This is a genomic window from Shinella lacus (genome assembly GCF_010994755.1).
GTDB lineage: Bacteria > Pseudomonadota > Alphaproteobacteria > Rhizobiales > Rhizobiaceae > Shinella > Shinella lacus.
Genome location: NZ_WHSB02000007.1, coordinates 324970 through 339977, shown reverse-complemented (window position 1 = coordinate 339977; position 15008 = coordinate 324970). Strand labels below are relative to the sequence as shown.

The window sequence follows — 15008 nt, the reverse complement described above, 5'->3', positions numbered from 1 at the left end:
TTTCTCGCTCCCGTCTAGCGATCGGAATGTGAGGAAAATAGGGCTTACAGCATGCATCCCGGCTTCGCCACCGCACAATGGCGGCCTCTGTCACTTTTCCGGCACAGGAACACTAACACGTTCCCCGCCCGCGCGCCTGCGGCGTCGCGCGAAAAGCTTAACCGCCGTTGGCAACGACGGTCGTGCGGTACTCCTCCACCGCCTTGGCGACGAGGCCCGCGACCTTCTTCTGCCAGGCCGGATCGACGAGCAGCTTTTCGTCGTCCTTGTTCGACATGAAGCCGAGTTCCAGCAGGATCGACGGCACGTCCGGTGCGGTCAGCACGCGGAAGCCGGCATGGCGGTGCGGGTTGTTGATCAGCAGCACCTCGTTCTTGAAGTTGCCGACGATGCTCTGGGCGAGGTTGATGGAAAAGGCCTGCGTCTCGCGCCGCGTCAGGTCGAGCAGGATATCGGCAACCTCGGCCGGCTCGTCGACGAAGGAGATGCCGGCGATCTGGTCGGAAAGGTTTTCGCGCTCGGCGAGGCTCGCTGCGAGGCTGTCGGAGGCCTTGTCGGAGATCGTATAGACCGTCGCGCCGCGGATATCCTTCTGCCGCAGCGTATCGGCATGGATGGAGATCAGCAGGTTCGCCCCCTCGCCGCGGGCAAGCTGCACGCGCTGCGAAAGCGAGAGGAACTCGTCCTTGTCGCGCGTCAGGATCGCGCGGGTGCCCGGCAGCTTGTTCAGCGCCTCGGCAAGTTCGCGGGCGAAGGCGAGCGTGACATGCTTCTCTTCCGTCTTGGTGACGCCGCCGCGCGCACCGTTGTCGATGCCGCCATGGCCGGCGTCGACGGCGATCACGAACGGCCCTTCCGCCTTGCTGCCGGGCAGCATGACGGGCGCCTGTTCGCTGGACGCCGTGGCGGACGCCTCCTGCCAGCTCTGTTTTTCCATGTTCGCCTGGAAGACCTGGTCGGTGACGATCGCCGTGTCGACGACGAGCCGGTAGCTCGCCGCCCCCTGCTCTTCCTGCACCTCGGCCAGCACGACGCCGATCGGCCGCGAGGCGGTCAGCACGATGCGCGAACGGCCGGCGGCCATGGTGCCGTAGCGGATGTCGGAAAAGATGCCGCGCGCTTCCAGTTCCTCCGCCTTAATGCCGAAATCGGTTTCCGGCAGGTCGATCAGCACGCGATAGGGATTGGCGACGTAGTGAACCTTGAACTCCGGCTTGCGGTCGAAATCGATGACGAGGCGGGTGCGCGCATCGTCGCCGGCGATGCGCGCGGCAAAGGCAAGCAGCGGCGCGGCCGAATCGGAAACGGCAAGCGCCGGCGTGACGATCGCGGCACAGAGAAAGACGGCGATCAGGCCGGCAAAAAAGCGGGACGAATGTTCAGTCAGGACGCGTAGCATCACCCGGACAGCCCTCAAACGCGTGGAGACCGCGCGATGCGGTGCAGGACAAGGCCCATAGATGCCCTCTTATGGTTAACGAAAGCTTGGCGCGCCAAGAGACCGGCGGACGAAGGGGCCAAGATCACCGCAAATCCATCAAGATTATGACGCTTTTGGCTTTTCCCTTGCCATTGTGACATATCCGCCATAAAAGCAAAGTCAGGGAAAAAGATCAGACGGGATAGAATCGCCTTGAGCAGGCAGCCACTCCTTCGGGACTTGGCGCCGAACCGGGCCTTCATCCGCCGTCATACCCACTTTTTCCCGGCCGATAAGATCGCGTAAGCCGGCGGTGGCCGGAACAGTCAAGGTGGATTTCCACCAAACGCCCTTACCCAAGGGCAACTTCATCGGACCTTTCAAGGTCTATGGCACTGGCATTCTCGTTGGACGTTGATGTTGTCACAGCGGATTTTCTCAGAGGGTAACAGGCACCGGGACGCTCGCGTACCGACCTCCCTCCGTCCGCTAACCCCTCACCGGGGCCCGACGGGAACTTACATATTCGGCGCAGCCCTCTCCTCTCCCGGCACCTCCCTTTCAGGGAACGGTTCGCCGCCAGGATCGCGCATGCGCCGAGGAGCACAATTTACATGGCAGAGAAAATGCTTATCGACGCGTCTCACGCTGAGGAGACGCGCGTCGTTGTCGTACGCGGAAACCGCATAGAAGAATTCGACTTCGAATCCGAACACAAGAAGCAGATCCGCGGCAATATCTACCTTGCCAAGGTCACGCGGGTAGAACCGTCGTTGCAGGCGGCCTTCGTCGATTACGGCGGCAACCGCCACGGCTTCCTGGCCTTCGCCGAAATCCACCCGGATTATTACCAGATCCCGCTTGCTGATCGCCAGGCCCTGCTCAGGGCCGAGGCCGAAGAGCACCGTCGCGACGACGATATAGAGCAGGTCGAGACCGGAACCGACCTTTCCGATGATTCGGAAACGGAAACCGCCGAGGCTGAAACCACCGAGACCGAAGCCGTCGTCGAAGCCGCTCCGGTCGAGGTTGTCGCCGAAGCCGAGGTCGTCGAGGCTGTCGCCGCGCTTGAAGAAGCTCCGGCCGAAAAGCCGAAAAAGCCGCGCCGCACCCGCAAGGCCAAGGCAAAGACCGAGGATGCGCCGGCAGCCGAAGAGGCCGCCGCCCCCGCGGAAAGCACCGACGACGAGACGCCCGGCGGCGCGATGGCCATGGCCGTCGATGCCGACGAAATCTCCGAGCCCTCCGACCGCAAGCGCGGTCGCCGCCGTCGCGATGACGACGACGATGATGACGACGGTCACCCCGGCGAAGAAAAGGAAGTCATCGAATCCGTCGGCGCCGAAGACGCGATGGAAGAAGTTCCGGACCGCGTGCAGCGCAAGCCGCGCAAGCAGTACCGCATCCAGGAAGTCATCAAGCGCCGCCAGATCCTGCTCGTGCAGGTCGCCAAGGAAGAGCGCGGCAACAAGGGCGCTGCTCTCACCACCTACCTGTCGCTGGCCGGCCGCTACTCGGTTCTCATGCCGAACACCGCGCGCGGCGGCGGCATTTCCCGCAAGATCACCAACCTGCAGGACCGTAAGCGCCTGAAGGAAATCGCCCGCAGCCTGGAAGTTCCGCAGGGCATGGGCGTCATTCTCCGCACCGCCGGTGCCAACCGCACCAAGGTCGAGGTCAAGCGCGACTTCGAATACCTGATGCGCCTGTGGGAGAACGTCCGTACCCTGACGCTCGCCTCCACGGCCCCCTGCCTCGTCTACGAGGAAGGCTCACTCATCAAGCGCTCGATCCGCGACCTTTACAACAAGGACATCAGCGAGATCGTCGTTGCCGGCGAGGAAGGCTACAAGGAAGCCAAGGGCTTCATGAAGATGCTGATGCCGAGCCACGCGAAGGTCGTCCAGCCTTACCGCGACGTGCATCCGATCTTCTCGCGCTCGGGCATTGAGGCCCAGCTTGACCGTATGTTGCAGCCGCAGGTGACGCTGAAGTCCGGCGGCTACATCATCATCAACCAGACCGAGGCGCTCGTCTCGATCGACGTCAACTCCGGCCGTTCGACGCGCGAGCACTCCATCGAGGAGACCGCGCTCCAGACGAACCTGGAAGCCGCCGAGGAAGTGGCGCGCCAGCTGCGCCTGCGCGACCTTGCCGGCCTCGTCGTCATCGACTTCATCGACATGGAGGAGAAGCGCAACAACCGCTCCGTCGAGAAGCGCCTCAAGGACCACCTCAAGAACGACCGAGCGCGCATCCAGGTCGGCCGCATCTCGCATTTCGGCCTGCTCGAAATGTCGCGTCAGCGCATCCGCGCATCGGTTCTCGAATCGACCATGCAGACCTGCCCGCACTGCAACGGCACGGGCCATATCCGCTCGCAGTCGTCGGTGGCGCTGCATGTGCTGCGCGGCATCGAAGAATATCTCCTCAAGAACACCACGCACAACATCTCGGTGCGCACGACGCCGGACATCGCGCTCTACCTGCTCAACCACAAGCGCGGCACGATCATCGACTATGAAAACCGCTTCGGCGTGCAGATCATCATCGAGGCGGATGCCCATGTCGGCGCGCAGCATTTTGCGATCGACCGCGGCGAAGCCGTCGAAAACCCGGTCAAGATCGAACAGATCCTGCATTTCGAGCCCGAGCCGGAAGACGACGACGTCGTGATCGAGGAGGAGATCGACGAGGAAGACGAGGAGGAAGCACGCCCGGCCGCTGCCGCGCAGGCTTCCGCCCCGACCGCGTCATCGGCCGCCGCCTCCGATGACGGCCGCAAGCGCAAGCGTCGCCGCCGCCGTCGCGGTCGCCGTGAAAATGGCGAAGGCACCGACACCGCCTCCTTCGGCGGCGAACAGGCCGGCGACGAAGACGTTCTCGACGACGAGGATGCCGAGGGCGACGAAGGTGTGGATGCCGCCGATGCGGACGCCCAGGCCGGCGAAACCTCCGAGCAGCGCCGCAAGCGCCGCCGTCGCGGCAAGCGCGGCGGTCGCCGCAACCGTCCCGAGGATGGTTCGGTCGAAGCCGGTGCCGAAGATGGCGAAACCGATGACGCCGATGGCGATGCGGACGAAGCCGATGAGGTGACAAGCGTCGAGGTGGACGTTGCCGAAGTGGCTGTCGTCGCCGAGGAAGCGCCGGTCGAGGCTGTCGCCGAAGAGGCGCCCGCCAAGCCGAAGCGTGCCCGCCGCAGCCGTGCCAAGGCAACCGAGGAAGCCGTCACGGACGAGGCTGCCCGCACGGCCATCGAGGCGCAGCCCGAAGCCGCCCCCGCCAAGGCAGCCGAAGAGGACGTCGCTCCCGTCGAACCGGAAGTCGAGGTGGCCTCGGCCGATCTCGAAGAGCCGGCCAAGCCCGTTCGCGCTAACCGCGACCTCTCGAAGATCGCCTCCGAGCCGGTGGTCAAGTCTTCGACGGCCAAGGAAAGCACGCCGGACGACGATCCGGACAAGCCCAAGAAGGGCGGCTGGTGGCAGCGCCGCGGCTTCTTCTAAGAAGCACCTCATCTCTAGAAATCCGAAGGCCCGGCATCGTCCGGGCCTTTTTCTTGCGCGCTGGAATCGGGTGGTTCCCTGCCTGCCCATCTGCGACATCGCGGTCGTCAGAAACCAGCAAGGGAGAAACCCATGACCCGCCTTATGGACAAGGTTGCCATCATCACCGGCGCAAGCTCCGGCATCGGCCGCGCCGCCGCGCTGCTTTTCGCCGAGCAGGGCGTCCGGCTCGTGCTCTCGGCCCGCGGGCGCGAACGGCTGGACGAGGTCGCCCGCGAGATCCGTTCCGGCGGCGGCGCGGTCATCACCGTTGCCGGTAATGTCAGCGAAGAAACCCATCACCGGGCGCTGGTCGATGCGGCGCAGCGTGAATTCGGCGGCCTCGACATCGCCTTCAACAATGCCGGCACCACCGGGCCGGTCGGGGCGCTGCCCGATCTCGCCCTGGCGGATTGGCAAGACGTGCTCGGCGTCAACCTGACCAGCGGCTTCCTGGCGGCCAAATACCAACTGCCGGCCATGGAAGCGCGCGGCGGCGGCGCCATCGTCTTCACCTCGACCTTCGTCGGCTACACAGCGGGCTTTCCGGGACTTGCGGCCTATGCGGCATCGAAGTCGGGCCTGATCGGCCTCGTGCAGGTACTCGCCTCCGAATACGGTCCGAAGGGCATTCGCGTGAACGCGCTGCTGCCCGGTGCGACGGATACGCCCATGGGTCGCGAGGTGGCGAACACGCCGGAAGCGCGTCAGTTCATTGCAGAGTTGAACGCCTTCAAGCGCATTGCCGCCCCGGAGGAAATCGCGCAGGCCGCGCTCTTCCTGTGCTCGGACGCCTCCAGCTTCACCACCGGCACGGCCATGCTCGTCGACGGCGGCGTGTCGATCAACCGGGTCTGAGAAAGCGATTCACCTGGCTGCGAGATCGAATCCGCTCCTGGCAGCAAGACCCTGAAACGGAATCGTTTTTCGTCCTCAGGCCAGCCAGCGTGCGAGGCGGTCGACCGCCTCGTTCATCTCCTCGAAGGAGCCGGCATAGGAGAAGCGCATCGTGTGCTGGCCGTCCTTCGGGTCGAAGTCGATGCCGGGCGTCGCCGCGACATCGGTCTCGGCCAGCATGCGGCGGGCAAAAGCCATGCTGTCATTGGTGAAGCGGCTGACGTCGACATAGGCGTAGAAGGCGCCGTCCATCGGCGAGGCGATGGAGAAGCCAAGTTCCGGCAGGCGCTTGACCAGGAAATCGCGGTTCACCCGGTAGGCATCGCGATAGACGTTGAGCTCCGCCTCAGCGCCAAGTGCGGCCTCCGCCGCGATCTGCGAGAGTTCGGGCGCGGAAATGTAGAGGCTCTGGGCGATGCGCTCGACCGGGCGCACCAGCGCCTCCGGCAGCACCATCCAGCCGATGCGCCAGCCGGTCATGCAATAATATTTCGAGAACGAGTTGATGATCACCGCCTCGTCGCCGAATTCCAGCGCCGTCGCCTCTTCGCCGACGAAGGTAAGGCCGTGATAGATCTCGTCCGAGATGAAGGCGATGCCGTTGTCGCGGCAATAGGCGGAGAGCGCCGCAAGATTGGCGCGGCCTGTCACCGTGCCGGTCGGGTTCGCCGGGCTTGCCAGCAGCACGCCGTCGATGCGGCCATGGGCTTGCAGGGCTTCGGGAGTCAGCGTGAAGCCATTGTCCGCATCGACCTCGATCTCCACCGTCTCGATGCCGAGTGCCGCCAGGATGTTGCGGTAAGCGGGATAGCCCGGACGCGCGATGGCGACACGGTCGCCGGCATCGAAGAGCGCCAGGAAGGCCAGGTTGAAGCCGGCGGAAGAACCCGTGGTGATGGCGATTCGGCCCGGATCGACGGAAACGCCGTGACGGCTCTTGTAGAAATCCGAAATGGCGCGGCGGAGCGACAGAAGTCCGAGCGCATCCGTATAGCCGATGCGTCCCACATCGAGCGCCCGGCGGGCCGCTTCGCGCGCGGCTTCCGGCGCCGGATGCACCGGCTGGCCGACGGCCATGGAGATCACCGGGCGGCCGGCGGCGCGCCGCTTCGTCGCCTCGGCGAGCACGTCCATGGCGTGGAAGGGTTCGACGGCGCCGCGCGACGAGAGTTTCATGAGCCTGCCTTCCAATTCTGAGATCGTGCCTGTGTGCCGCAACGCGCCCATATTCACAATCCCGCGAGGGCCGAAAATCCGCCGCTTTTGCCCTATCGTTTGCGCTTTGCCGGCCATAAGGTCGTTGAAAGCACCCACGTCCGCATTGACGCGCGGGTGCCGCCAATGGCACTCATCGGCGCATCACGACGAGGACAGCACAGACATGACATTCAAGACGAAGCTCGCGGCCACCGTCGCTCTCGCACTCGCGGTCGCAGCCCCCCTTCCCGCGTTCGCCCTTGACGATGCGCAGAAGAAGGAGATCGGCGAATTCATCAAGGAATACCTCGTCGAGAACCCGGAAATCCTGGTGGAAGTGCAGGAAGCCCTGCAGAAGAAGCAGGAAGCCCAGCAGCAGGCGAAGGCGCAAGGCGCGATTACCGACAACGAGAAGGCGATCTTCTCCTCGCCCTATGACATCGCGCTCGGCAACCCGAAGGGCGACGTCACGATCGTTGAGTTCTTCGACTACAACTGCGGCTACTGCAAGCGCGCGCTCTCCGACATGGACGCGATCCTGAAGGAAGACAAGAACGTCCGCTTCGTGCTGAAGGAACTGCCGATCCTCGGCCCCGATTCGCTCGCCGCCCACAAGGTGAGTGCTGCCGTGCGCGATCTTTCGCCGGAAAAGTACGGCGAATTCCACCGCACGCTGCTTGGCGGCGAAGGCCGGGCGACGGAGGAAAGCGCTATCGCGCTTGCCGCCGGCATGGGCCTTTCCGAAGCGGATATCCGCAAGACCATGGCCGAGAAGCCGCATGACGACGCGGTGCGAGAGGCCTATTCGCTGGCAAACGACCTCGGCATCACCGGCACGCCGTCCTACGTTCTCGGCAACGAGATGGTGTTCGGCGCGGTCGGCGCGGACGACCTGCGGGCAAAAATCGCCAATGTGCGCGCCTGCGGCAAGGCGAGCTGCTGACGGACGCCATCTTCTTGCCACGCTCACCGTATTCAGCCTGTGCTGCTTGTGGACATCGCCTCTTTCGACCGGCAAAGCCCCTGCCCTTGGGGCTTTCCCTGCGGGAACCGCCGGTCTATAGGTAATCCTCTATCCAGCATGCGGAATTGCGAATGGCTTCACCCCTTTTTGTGCTCAACGGCCCCAACCTGAACGCACTCGGCAAGCGCGAGCCCGGTATCTATGGCGGGCATACGCTTGCCGATATCGAAGCGCTCTGCACGGCCGAGGGCGAGAAGCTGGGCTTTGCCGTGGATTTCCGCCAGTCCAATCACGAAGGTGACCTGGTCGACTGGATCCATGAGGCCGGCGACACGGCCGTCGGCATCGCCATCAATGCCGGTGCCTATACCCACACCTCGATCGCGCTGCATGACGCCATCCGCGCCATCAAGATCCCGGTGGTCGAGCTGCACCTTTCCAATGTGCATGCCCGCGAAGAATTCCGCCACAAATCGATGATCGCGCCCGCTGTGAAGGGCGTCATCTGCGGTTTCGGGGCGCACAGCTACATCCTCGCGCTCCACGCGCTTTCGTCCATCACGAAATAAGAAAAAACAGAGGCTCACTTCCATGGCTGACAAGAAACACGGCATCGATCAGGGTCTGATCCGCGATCTCGCCAACATCCTCAACGAGACGGACCTGACCGAGATCGAAGTGGAGCAGGACGACCTGCGCATCCGCGTCTCGCGTGCCGGCACCCCGCAATATGTCCAGGCGCCGATCGCAGCTCCGGCCGCCTATGCTGCGCCAGCCGCAGCGGCAGCCGCCCCGGTCGTCGTCGACGCGCGCAACAACAAGAACGCCGTCACGGCCCCGATGGTCGGCACGGCCTATCTCTCGCCCGCCCCGGGCTCGCGCCCCTTCATCGAGGTCGGCGCGACGGTCAAGGAAGGCCAGACCATCCTCATCATCGAAGCCATGAAGACGATGAACCAGATCCCGGCGCCGCGCTCGGGCAAGGTCACCGAAATCCTCGTGCAGGATTCGAGCCCGGTCGAGTACGGCGAACCGCTCATCGTCATCGAATAAGGTGGCTCAGATGATCTCCAAAGTCCTCATTGCCAACCGCGGCGAGATCGCGCTCCGGGTCCTTCGGGCCTGCAAGGAGCTGGGCATCGCCACGGTTGCCGTGCATTCGACGGCGGATGCCGACGCCATGCATGTCCGCCTTGCCGACGAGAGCGTGTGCATCGGCCCGCCGCCGTCGCGCGAAAGCTACCTGAACATCCACCAGATCGTCGCCGCCTGCGAGATCACCGGCGCCGACGCCGTGCATCCGGGCTACGGCTTCCTGTCGGAAAACGCCAAGTTCGCGGAAATCCTCGACGCGCACGGCATCACCTTCATCGGCCCGACGGCGGAACACATCCGCATCATGGGCGACAAGATCACCGCCAAGAAGACGGCGGAAGCGCTCGGCATTCCGGTCGTTCCGGGCTCCGAAGGCGAGGTGAAGCCGGAGAACGCGCTGGAGATCGCCCGCCAGATCGGCTTCCCCGTGCTCATCAAGGCAACCGCGGGCGGCGGCGGCCGCGGCATGAAGGTCGCCAAGAACGAGGACGATCTCGAGGAAGCCGTCTCTACCGCCCGTTCCGAGGCGCTCGCCGCCTTCGGCAACGATGCCGTCTACATGGAAAAGTACCTCGGCAAGCCGCGCCATATCGAAATCCAGGTCGTCGGCGACGGCATGGGCAATGCGGTGCATCTGGGTGAACGCGACTGCTCCTTGCAGCGTCGCCACCAGAAGGTCTGGGAAGAGGCGAACTCCCCGGCCCTCAATGTCGAGCAGCGTATGAAGATCGGCCAGATCTGCGCCGATGCCATGATGAAGCTGAAATATCGCGGCGCCGGCACGGTCGAGTTCCTCTACGAGAACGGCGAGTTTTATTTCATCGAAATGAACACCCGCCTCCAGGTGGAGCACCCGATCACCGAAGCGATCACCGGCATCGACCTCGTCCACGAGCAGATCCGCGTCGCCTCGGGTGCCGGCCTCTCGGTGCGCCAGGAAGACATCGTCTTCTCCGGCCACGCCATCGAGTGCCGCATCAATGCGGAAGACCCGCGCACCTTCGTGCCCTCGCCGGGCACGATCACGCATTTCCATGCGCCGGGCGGCCTTGGCGTGCGCGTCGATTCGGGCGCCTATCAGGGCTACAAGATCCCGCCCTACTACGACAGCCTGATCGGCAAGCTCATCGTGCACGGGCGCACCCGCGTGGAATGCATGATGCGCCTGCGCCGCGTGCTCGACGAATTCGTCATCGACGGCATCAAAACGACGCTGCCGCTGTTCCAGGACCTGATCGGCAACCAGGACATCGCCAACGGCGATTACGACATCCATTGGCTGGAGAATTATCTGGCCGATAAGACCGACGCCTGAGGGGCGTCGGTTATGGCAGGGCGTCGCGGCCGGCACCCGGAAATCACGCCGGAACTGCTTTTGCGCGCCTATTCCATCGGGCTCTTCCCGATGGCCGATTCGGCGGACGACCCGGAGCTCTTCTGGGTCGAGCCGGACATGCGGGGCGTCATCCCGCTGGATGAGTTCCACGTCTCGCGCAGCCTTGCAAAAACCATCCGCAAAAACCCCTTCGACATCCGCTTCGACACCGCCTTCGACGCGGTGATGGCCGCCTGCGCCGAAGCAGCACCCGATCGGCCGTCGACCTGGATCAACGCAAAGATCCGCTCGCTCTACGGAACGCTGCACCGCATGGGCCACGCCCATTCGGTGGAAGCATGGGAGGGCGATCGCCTCGTCGGCGGCCTCTACGGCGTCTCGCTGGGCGCGGCCTTCTTCGGCGAGAGCATGTTCTCCCGGCGCACCGACGCCTCGAAAATCTGCCTCGTGCATCTCGTGGAGCGGCTAAAGGCCCGCGGCTTCCGCCTGCTCGACACACAGTTCACCACCGAGCACCTGAAGTCGTTCGGCGCGATCGACGTGCCGAAGATCGAATACGAGGACATGCTGGCGAACGCGCTGGCGTCACCCCATCTGCCGTTCTGACACAGGTAGTGTGCTCTAGGTGCAGCGTTTTCAGAGAGATGCGGATTTCTCGGTGAGCAACTCGCCGAGGCGATCGAGAGTCTCGCTTATGCCGATTCTGCCCTTCGGAACATAAGACAAAAGCTCTGCCTCACGGCCATGCGGATATGCCAGCAGGTTGTTGAGTGCATTCATCACGATAGCAACGCCATCGGCCGGTTCGATCGTGATGAGGGGCCAGTCCGAAAGCACCTTGCGAGCGGTTTCTCGATCGGCACCCAACAGGGTAGAAAACTCCCAGTCGGCAAAGAAGCGCCCCTCAACAGCTGCTTGCAGCGATTGTTTGACGGTTTCGACGTCGCTAAGCGATAGAGCCTTCCAGAACGGATTGAACCGATTGGAAGTCTGTAAGCTCATTGCGTATCGGCCTTCGTCTCTGCGTCTTCCGGGGGCGGGACGTCGGACTTTGCCTTGCACTCGATGAGCCAGACGTCATAGACGGGGTGCTCGACGGCGTTGAGGCCGGGGCTGTCGGCGAACATCCACCCGGTGAAGATGCGGCGGATTTTTCGATCGAGTGTGATTTCGTCGACCTCGACGAAGGTGGTGACCTTCTGCGCCTCGGTGTCGTCGCGGCTGTAGCAGACCTTCGGCGTCACCTGGAGCGCGCCGAACTGCACCGTCTCGCCGATATAGACGTCGAAATTGGTGATGCGGCCGGTGATCTTGTCGATGCCGGAGAAGACGGCGACCGGGTTTTCCACCCGCGCGGCCTGGGACAGGACGGGTGTCGCAACGACGCCGACGGCCGCAAGCGCGACCGAAACGAACCGCCGTCCGGCGTTTGCCCGAAAAAACCCGAATGTCATGAATGCCGTCTCCTGCGATCTGCACCGGTTTTCGCCGGCCGCTTGGAGCTACCGGCGAATTGTGGCCAAATCGGTATCAGTTGCCCGGCGTCCAGGCGTCGTAGTCGCCCGTCACGCGCGGACGCTCGCCGGCAACGGCAATCGAGCCCGGCGGGCGATAGGCCTGCGCGCTGCCGGTGCCGTTCGGGCGGTGCGGCTTTTCCCATTCGCGCGCCTTATAGGTCTCGTCGGCGGGGGAAACATCCGTGCGGTGGTGCATCCAGCCGTGCCAGCCCGGCGGGATGGCGGAGGCTTCGGCATAGCCTTTGTAGATCACCCAGCGGCGCGTGCGGCCTTCGGAATCCTTGGCCGTGCCCTGGTAGTAGACATTGCCCAATTCGTCTTCGCCGACCTTGGTGCCGAAGCGCCAGGTGTGAAAACGGGTGCCGATCGTCTGACCGTTCCACCAGGTGAAAATCTGCGTGAGGAGGTTCATGGGCTGGCGTCCTTGGCAGGGCCATGCCGAAAGCGCGGCCCGCGACTGAATATTCTTCCGCTTATGGCGCGCGGGCGCCGGAATGTCCAGCGATTCCCACGCCTTCGCACACGCCTTTTCGCCGCACTCAGGCGCCGAGCGGCTTCTCGTAGACATGCAGCGGCACGCCGGAAACGTCGTCCGCCGTGTGCTTGGCTTCACCGACCTTGACGAAGCCGTGCGCCGAATAGAAGGCGATAGCCGCATCGTTGCGCGGATCGACTTCGAGGATCATCGCATTGGCATCGGGAAAGCAGGTTTCCAGCTCGGCGAACATGTCGCGGCCGATACCCTGGCGCTGGTAGCGCGGCAGCACATAGAGCTGGTGCAGCAGCACGGTCTTCGGCCGTTCCTTCCACATGGCCGCAAAGCCCATGCCGGCGAGTTCCTTGCCGTTGTCGGCCACGACGAATTCCGCGTCCTTGCGCTCCAGCCGGCTTTTGAGCGCCGGCACAGCATGCCAGCGCGCGGTGATCTGGCTTACCTTGTCGGCACCGTAGAGCGCGTCATAGGTCGCGTGCCAGGTCTCGGCCAGCAGCGCGCTGACCTTGACCAGATCGCCCTCGGACGCCGTGCGGACGAAGAACACGGGATCAGTCCTCCAGCCCGAGCTTGGCCTTGACGAGGGCCTGTACGGCCTGCGGATTGGCCTTGCCGCCCGTCGCCTTCATCACCTGGCCGACGAACCAGCCGGCAAGCGTCGGCTTGGCCAGAACCTTGGCGACCTGGTCGGGGTTGGCAGCAATAATCTCGTCGACGGCCTTCTCGATGGCGCCGGTGTCCGTCACCTGCTTCATGCCGCGCGATTCGACGATATCCGCCGGATTGCCGCCTTCGGTCCAGACGATCTCGAAGAGGTCCTTGGCGATCTTGCCGGAGATGGTGCCGTCCTTGATGAGATCGATGATGCCGCCGAGCTGATCGGGCGAAACCGGAGTCTCTTCAATGGCTTTGCCGTCCTTGTTCAAGGCGCCCAGCAAGTCGTTGATCACCCAGTTGGCGGCAATCTTGCCGTCGCGGCCGGCGGCCACGGCCTCGTAATAGTCGGCGATCGCTTTTTCCGAGACGAGCACCGAGGCGTCGTAGACCGAGAGGCCCAAATCCTTGACGAAGCGAATCTTCTTGTCGTCCGGCAGTTCCGGCAGGTCGGCCAGAAGCTTGCCGACGAATTCGTTGTCGAATTCCAGCGGCAGCAGGTCGGGATCGGGGAAGTAGCGGTAATCGTGCGCGTCTTCCTTCGAGCGCATGGAGCGCGTCTCGCCCTTGCCCGGATCGAACAGACGGGTTTCCTGATCGATCGAACCGCCATCTTCCAGAATGCCGATCTGGCGACGGGCTTCGTATTCGATCGCCTGGCCGATGAAGCGGATGGAGTTGACGTTCTTGATCTCGCAGCGCGTGCCAAACCCTTCGCCCGGACGGCGCACGGAGACGTTGACGTCGGCGCGCATCGAGCCTTCGTCCATGTTGCCATCGCAGGTGCCGAGGTAGCGCACGATGGAACGCAGCTTCGTCATATAGGCCTTGGCCTCGTCGGACGAGCGCATGTCCGGCTTGGAGACGATCTCCATCAGCGCCACGCCCGAGCGGTTGAGGTCGACATAGGACATGGTCGGATGCTGGTCGTGCATCGACTTGCCGGCATCCTGTTCCAGGTGCAGGCGCTCGATGCCGATTTCGATATCTTCAAAATTGCCCTGGCGGTCGGGGCCGAGCGAGATGACGATCTTGCCCTCGCCGACAATCGGGTCCTTGAACTGCGAGATCTGGTAACCCTGCGGCAGGTCCGGATAAAAATAGTTCTTGCGGTCGAAGATCGAGCGGTGGTTGATCTGCGCCTTGAGGCCGAGGCCGGTGCGCACGGCCTGGCGCACGCATTCCTCGTTGATGACCGGCAGCATGCCGGGCATGGCGGCATCGACGAGCGAAACGTTGGCATTCGGCGCTTTGCCGAACTCGGTGGAGGCGCCGGAGAAGAGCTTGGAATTGGAGAGAACCTGCGCGTGCACCTCCATGCCGATGATGACTTCCCAATCGCCGGTGGCGCCGGGAATGAAGCGTTTCGGATCGGGGGTGCGGACGTCGACGAGGGTCATGGCAGGCTCTTGGCTCGGGTGTCTTCGGTTGCTGTCTCGGTAGAACATATGGGCATGCCGCGCAAGGTTTTCAGCGGGTGCGGCGCGCCGTCGTTAGCCAAGCCGCAAGGATGATCGGCTAAAGACAGGCGATGAGCACGGCTACAACGCTTCTGATGATTTTCCTTCTCGTGAACGTCGTGACGTTCTGCGTCTTCTGGTGGGACAAGGAGGCCGCGCGGGATGGCCATTGGCGCGTTTCCGAAGCGCGGCTGCTGCAATTCGCGTTCATCGGCGGCAGCCTCGGCGCCTTCGCTGCACAACGGTTGCTGCGGCACAAGACGCGCAAGGAGCCGTTTCGCACGCAGTTGATGGCGATCCTGATCCTGCACGCGGCGCTGATCCCGGCGGCGCTGATCTTCGGCCCTTCCCTTTACCAGATGCTGCGCGCCGGCTGAGATCACCCTCTCGTCGGCAAGGTTGACATGAGGCGCGCTTCGTAACTATTATTGTT

Annotated in this window: 15 protein-coding genes; 8 read left to right on the top strand and 7 right to left on the bottom strand. The window is 63.7% G+C overall.

The features are described from left to right. Positions 1–157: 157 nt before the first annotated feature. Positions 158–1399 carry an N-acetylmuramoyl-L-alanine amidase gene (locus GB927_RS20490; RefSeq protein WP_256119062.1) on the bottom strand — a complete coding sequence of 414 codons (1242 nt, stop codon included), beginning with the start codon at positions 1397–1399 and terminating at the stop codon, positions 158–160. A 635-nt stretch (positions 1400–2034) separates the two neighbouring features. Between GB927_RS20490 and GB927_RS20485 the strand changes: the two genes are divergently transcribed. Further along, on the top strand, positions 2035–4923 hold the full coding sequence (locus GB927_RS20485; RefSeq protein ID WP_256119061.1) for an Rne/Rng family ribonuclease: 2889 nt from the start codon (positions 2035–2037) through the stop codon (positions 4921–4923). Positions 4924–5055: 132 nt separating this feature from the next. Continuing rightward, a complete protein-coding gene (locus GB927_RS20480) occupies positions 5056–5820 on the top strand; it encodes an SDR family oxidoreductase (protein WP_256119060.1) in 765 nt (254 codons plus the stop codon). 75 nt (positions 5821–5895) lie between these two features. Here GB927_RS20480 and GB927_RS20475 read toward each other — a convergent pair whose 3' ends face one another. After that, on the bottom strand, positions 5896–7035 hold the full coding sequence (locus tag GB927_RS20475; RefSeq protein WP_256119059.1) for a pyridoxal phosphate-dependent aminotransferase: 1140 nt from the start codon (positions 7033–7035) through the stop codon (positions 5896–5898). 205 nt (positions 7036–7240) lie between these two features. Between GB927_RS20475 and GB927_RS20470 the strand changes: the two genes are divergently transcribed. The 5 genes from GB927_RS20470 to aat all read left to right on the top strand — a co-directional run bounded on the left by GB927_RS20470 (position 7241) and on the right by aat (position 11057). Continuing rightward, positions 7241–7999 carry a DsbA family protein gene (locus GB927_RS20470; protein WP_256119058.1) on the top strand — a complete coding sequence of 253 codons (759 nt, stop codon included), beginning with the start codon at positions 7241–7243 and terminating at the stop codon, positions 7997–7999. A gap of 152 nt (positions 8000–8151) precedes the next feature. After that, positions 8152–8589 carry a type II 3-dehydroquinate dehydratase gene (gene aroQ / locus GB927_RS20465; RefSeq protein WP_256119057.1) on the top strand — a complete coding sequence of 146 codons (438 nt, stop codon included), beginning with the start codon at positions 8152–8154 and terminating at the stop codon, positions 8587–8589. Positions 8590–8611: 22 nt separating this feature from the next. Next, positions 8612–9073, top strand: a complete 462-nt coding sequence (accB, locus tag GB927_RS20460) for an acetyl-CoA carboxylase biotin carboxyl carrier protein (RefSeq protein WP_256119056.1) — start codon at positions 8612–8614, stop codon at positions 9071–9073. A gap of 10 nt (positions 9074–9083) precedes the next feature. Continuing rightward, entirely contained in the window at positions 9084–10430 is a 1347-nt protein-coding gene (accC, locus tag GB927_RS20455; protein ID WP_256119055.1) for an acetyl-CoA carboxylase biotin carboxylase subunit, read from the top strand. 12 nt (positions 10431–10442) lie between these two features. After that, the gene (gene aat, locus GB927_RS20450) at positions 10443–11057 is read left to right on the top strand and encodes a leucyl/phenylalanyl-tRNA--protein transferase (RefSeq protein WP_256119054.1); all 615 of its coding nucleotides are present in this window, start codon (positions 10443–10445) and stop codon (positions 11055–11057) included. 30 nt (positions 11058–11087) lie between these two features. Here the strand turns inward: aat and GB927_RS20445 are convergent, their stop codons facing one another. The 5 genes from GB927_RS20445 to gatB form a co-directional block, all read right to left on the bottom strand. After that, positions 11088–11453: a hypothetical protein gene (locus tag GB927_RS20445; RefSeq protein ID WP_256119053.1), complete on the bottom strand. Its 366-nt coding sequence runs from the start codon at positions 11451–11453 to the stop codon at positions 11088–11090. Then, positions 11450–11905 carry a DUF2155 domain-containing protein gene (locus tag GB927_RS20440; protein WP_256119052.1) on the bottom strand — a complete coding sequence of 152 codons (456 nt, stop codon included), beginning with the start codon at positions 11903–11905 and terminating at the stop codon, positions 11450–11452. The genes GB927_RS20445 and GB927_RS20440 overlap by 4 nt, the downstream gene beginning before the upstream one ends. Before the next feature lie 76 nt (positions 11906–11981). Continuing rightward, positions 11982–12380 (bottom strand): NADH:ubiquinone oxidoreductase subunit NDUFA12, encoded by a 399-nt coding sequence (locus GB927_RS20435; protein ID WP_256119051.1) that lies wholly within the window; start codon positions 12378–12380, stop codon positions 11982–11984. Positions 12381–12507: 127 nt separating this feature from the next. Continuing rightward, positions 12508–13008, bottom strand: a complete 501-nt coding sequence (locus tag GB927_RS20430) for a GNAT family N-acetyltransferase (RefSeq protein ID WP_256119050.1) — start codon at positions 13006–13008, stop codon at positions 12508–12510. 4 nt (positions 13009–13012) lie between these two features. Continuing rightward, on the bottom strand, positions 13013–14515 hold the full coding sequence (gatB, locus tag GB927_RS20425) for an Asp-tRNA(Asn)/Glu-tRNA(Gln) amidotransferase subunit GatB (protein WP_256119049.1): 1503 nt from the start codon (positions 14513–14515) through the stop codon (positions 13013–13015). A gap of 131 nt (positions 14516–14646) precedes the next feature. Here gatB and GB927_RS20420 point away from each other — a divergent pair, with 131 nt between their 5' ends. Next, positions 14647–14952, top strand: a complete 306-nt coding sequence (locus GB927_RS20420) for a DUF1294 domain-containing protein (RefSeq protein ID WP_256119048.1) — start codon at positions 14647–14649, stop codon at positions 14950–14952. Positions 14953–15008: the final 56 nt, after the last annotated feature.

What these genes read in the sequence shown, in the direction of transcription:
- accC (WP_256119055.1), top strand. Translation starts at nt 9,084, where the DNA reads ATGATCTCCAAAGTCCTCATTGCCAACCGCGGCGAGATCGCGCTCCGG.
- GB927_RS20420 (WP_256119048.1), top strand. Translation starts at nt 14,647, where the DNA reads ATGAGCACGGCTACAACGCTTCTGATGATTTTCCTTCTCGTGAACGTC.
- GB927_RS20485 (WP_256119061.1), top strand. Translation starts at nt 2,035, where the DNA reads ATGGCAGAGAAAATGCTTATCGACGCGTCTCACGCTGAGGAGACGCGC.
- aroQ (WP_256119057.1), top strand. Translation starts at nt 8,152, where the DNA reads ATGGCTTCACCCCTTTTTGTGCTCAACGGCCCCAACCTGAACGCACTC.
- GB927_RS20480 (WP_256119060.1), top strand. Translation starts at nt 5,056, where the DNA reads ATGACCCGCCTTATGGACAAGGTTGCCATCATCACCGGCGCAAGCTCC.
- GB927_RS20490 (WP_256119062.1), bottom strand. Translation starts at nt 1,399, where the DNA reads ATGCTACGCGTCCTGACTGAACATTCGTCCCGCTTTTTTGCCGGCCTG.
- GB927_RS20475 (WP_256119059.1), bottom strand. Translation starts at nt 7,035, where the DNA reads ATGAAACTCTCGTCGCGCGGCGCCGTCGAACCCTTCCACGCCATGGAC.
- gatB (WP_256119049.1), bottom strand. Translation starts at nt 14,515, where the DNA reads ATGACCCTCGTCGACGTCCGCACCCCCGATCCGAAACGCTTCATTCCC.
- GB927_RS20440 (WP_256119052.1), bottom strand. Translation starts at nt 11,905, where the DNA reads ATGACATTCGGGTTTTTTCGGGCAAACGCCGGACGGCGGTTCGTTTCG.
- accB (WP_256119056.1), top strand. Translation starts at nt 8,612, where the DNA reads ATGGCTGACAAGAAACACGGCATCGATCAGGGTCTGATCCGCGATCTC.
- aat (WP_256119054.1), top strand. Translation starts at nt 10,443, where the DNA reads ATGGCAGGGCGTCGCGGCCGGCACCCGGAAATCACGCCGGAACTGCTT.
- GB927_RS20470 (WP_256119058.1), top strand. Translation starts at nt 7,241, where the DNA reads ATGACATTCAAGACGAAGCTCGCGGCCACCGTCGCTCTCGCACTCGCG.
- GB927_RS20445 (WP_256119053.1), bottom strand. Translation starts at nt 11,453, where the DNA reads ATGAGCTTACAGACTTCCAATCGGTTCAATCCGTTCTGGAAGGCTCTA.
- GB927_RS20435 (WP_256119051.1), bottom strand. Translation starts at nt 12,380, where the DNA reads ATGAACCTCCTCACGCAGATTTTCACCTGGTGGAACGGTCAGACGATC.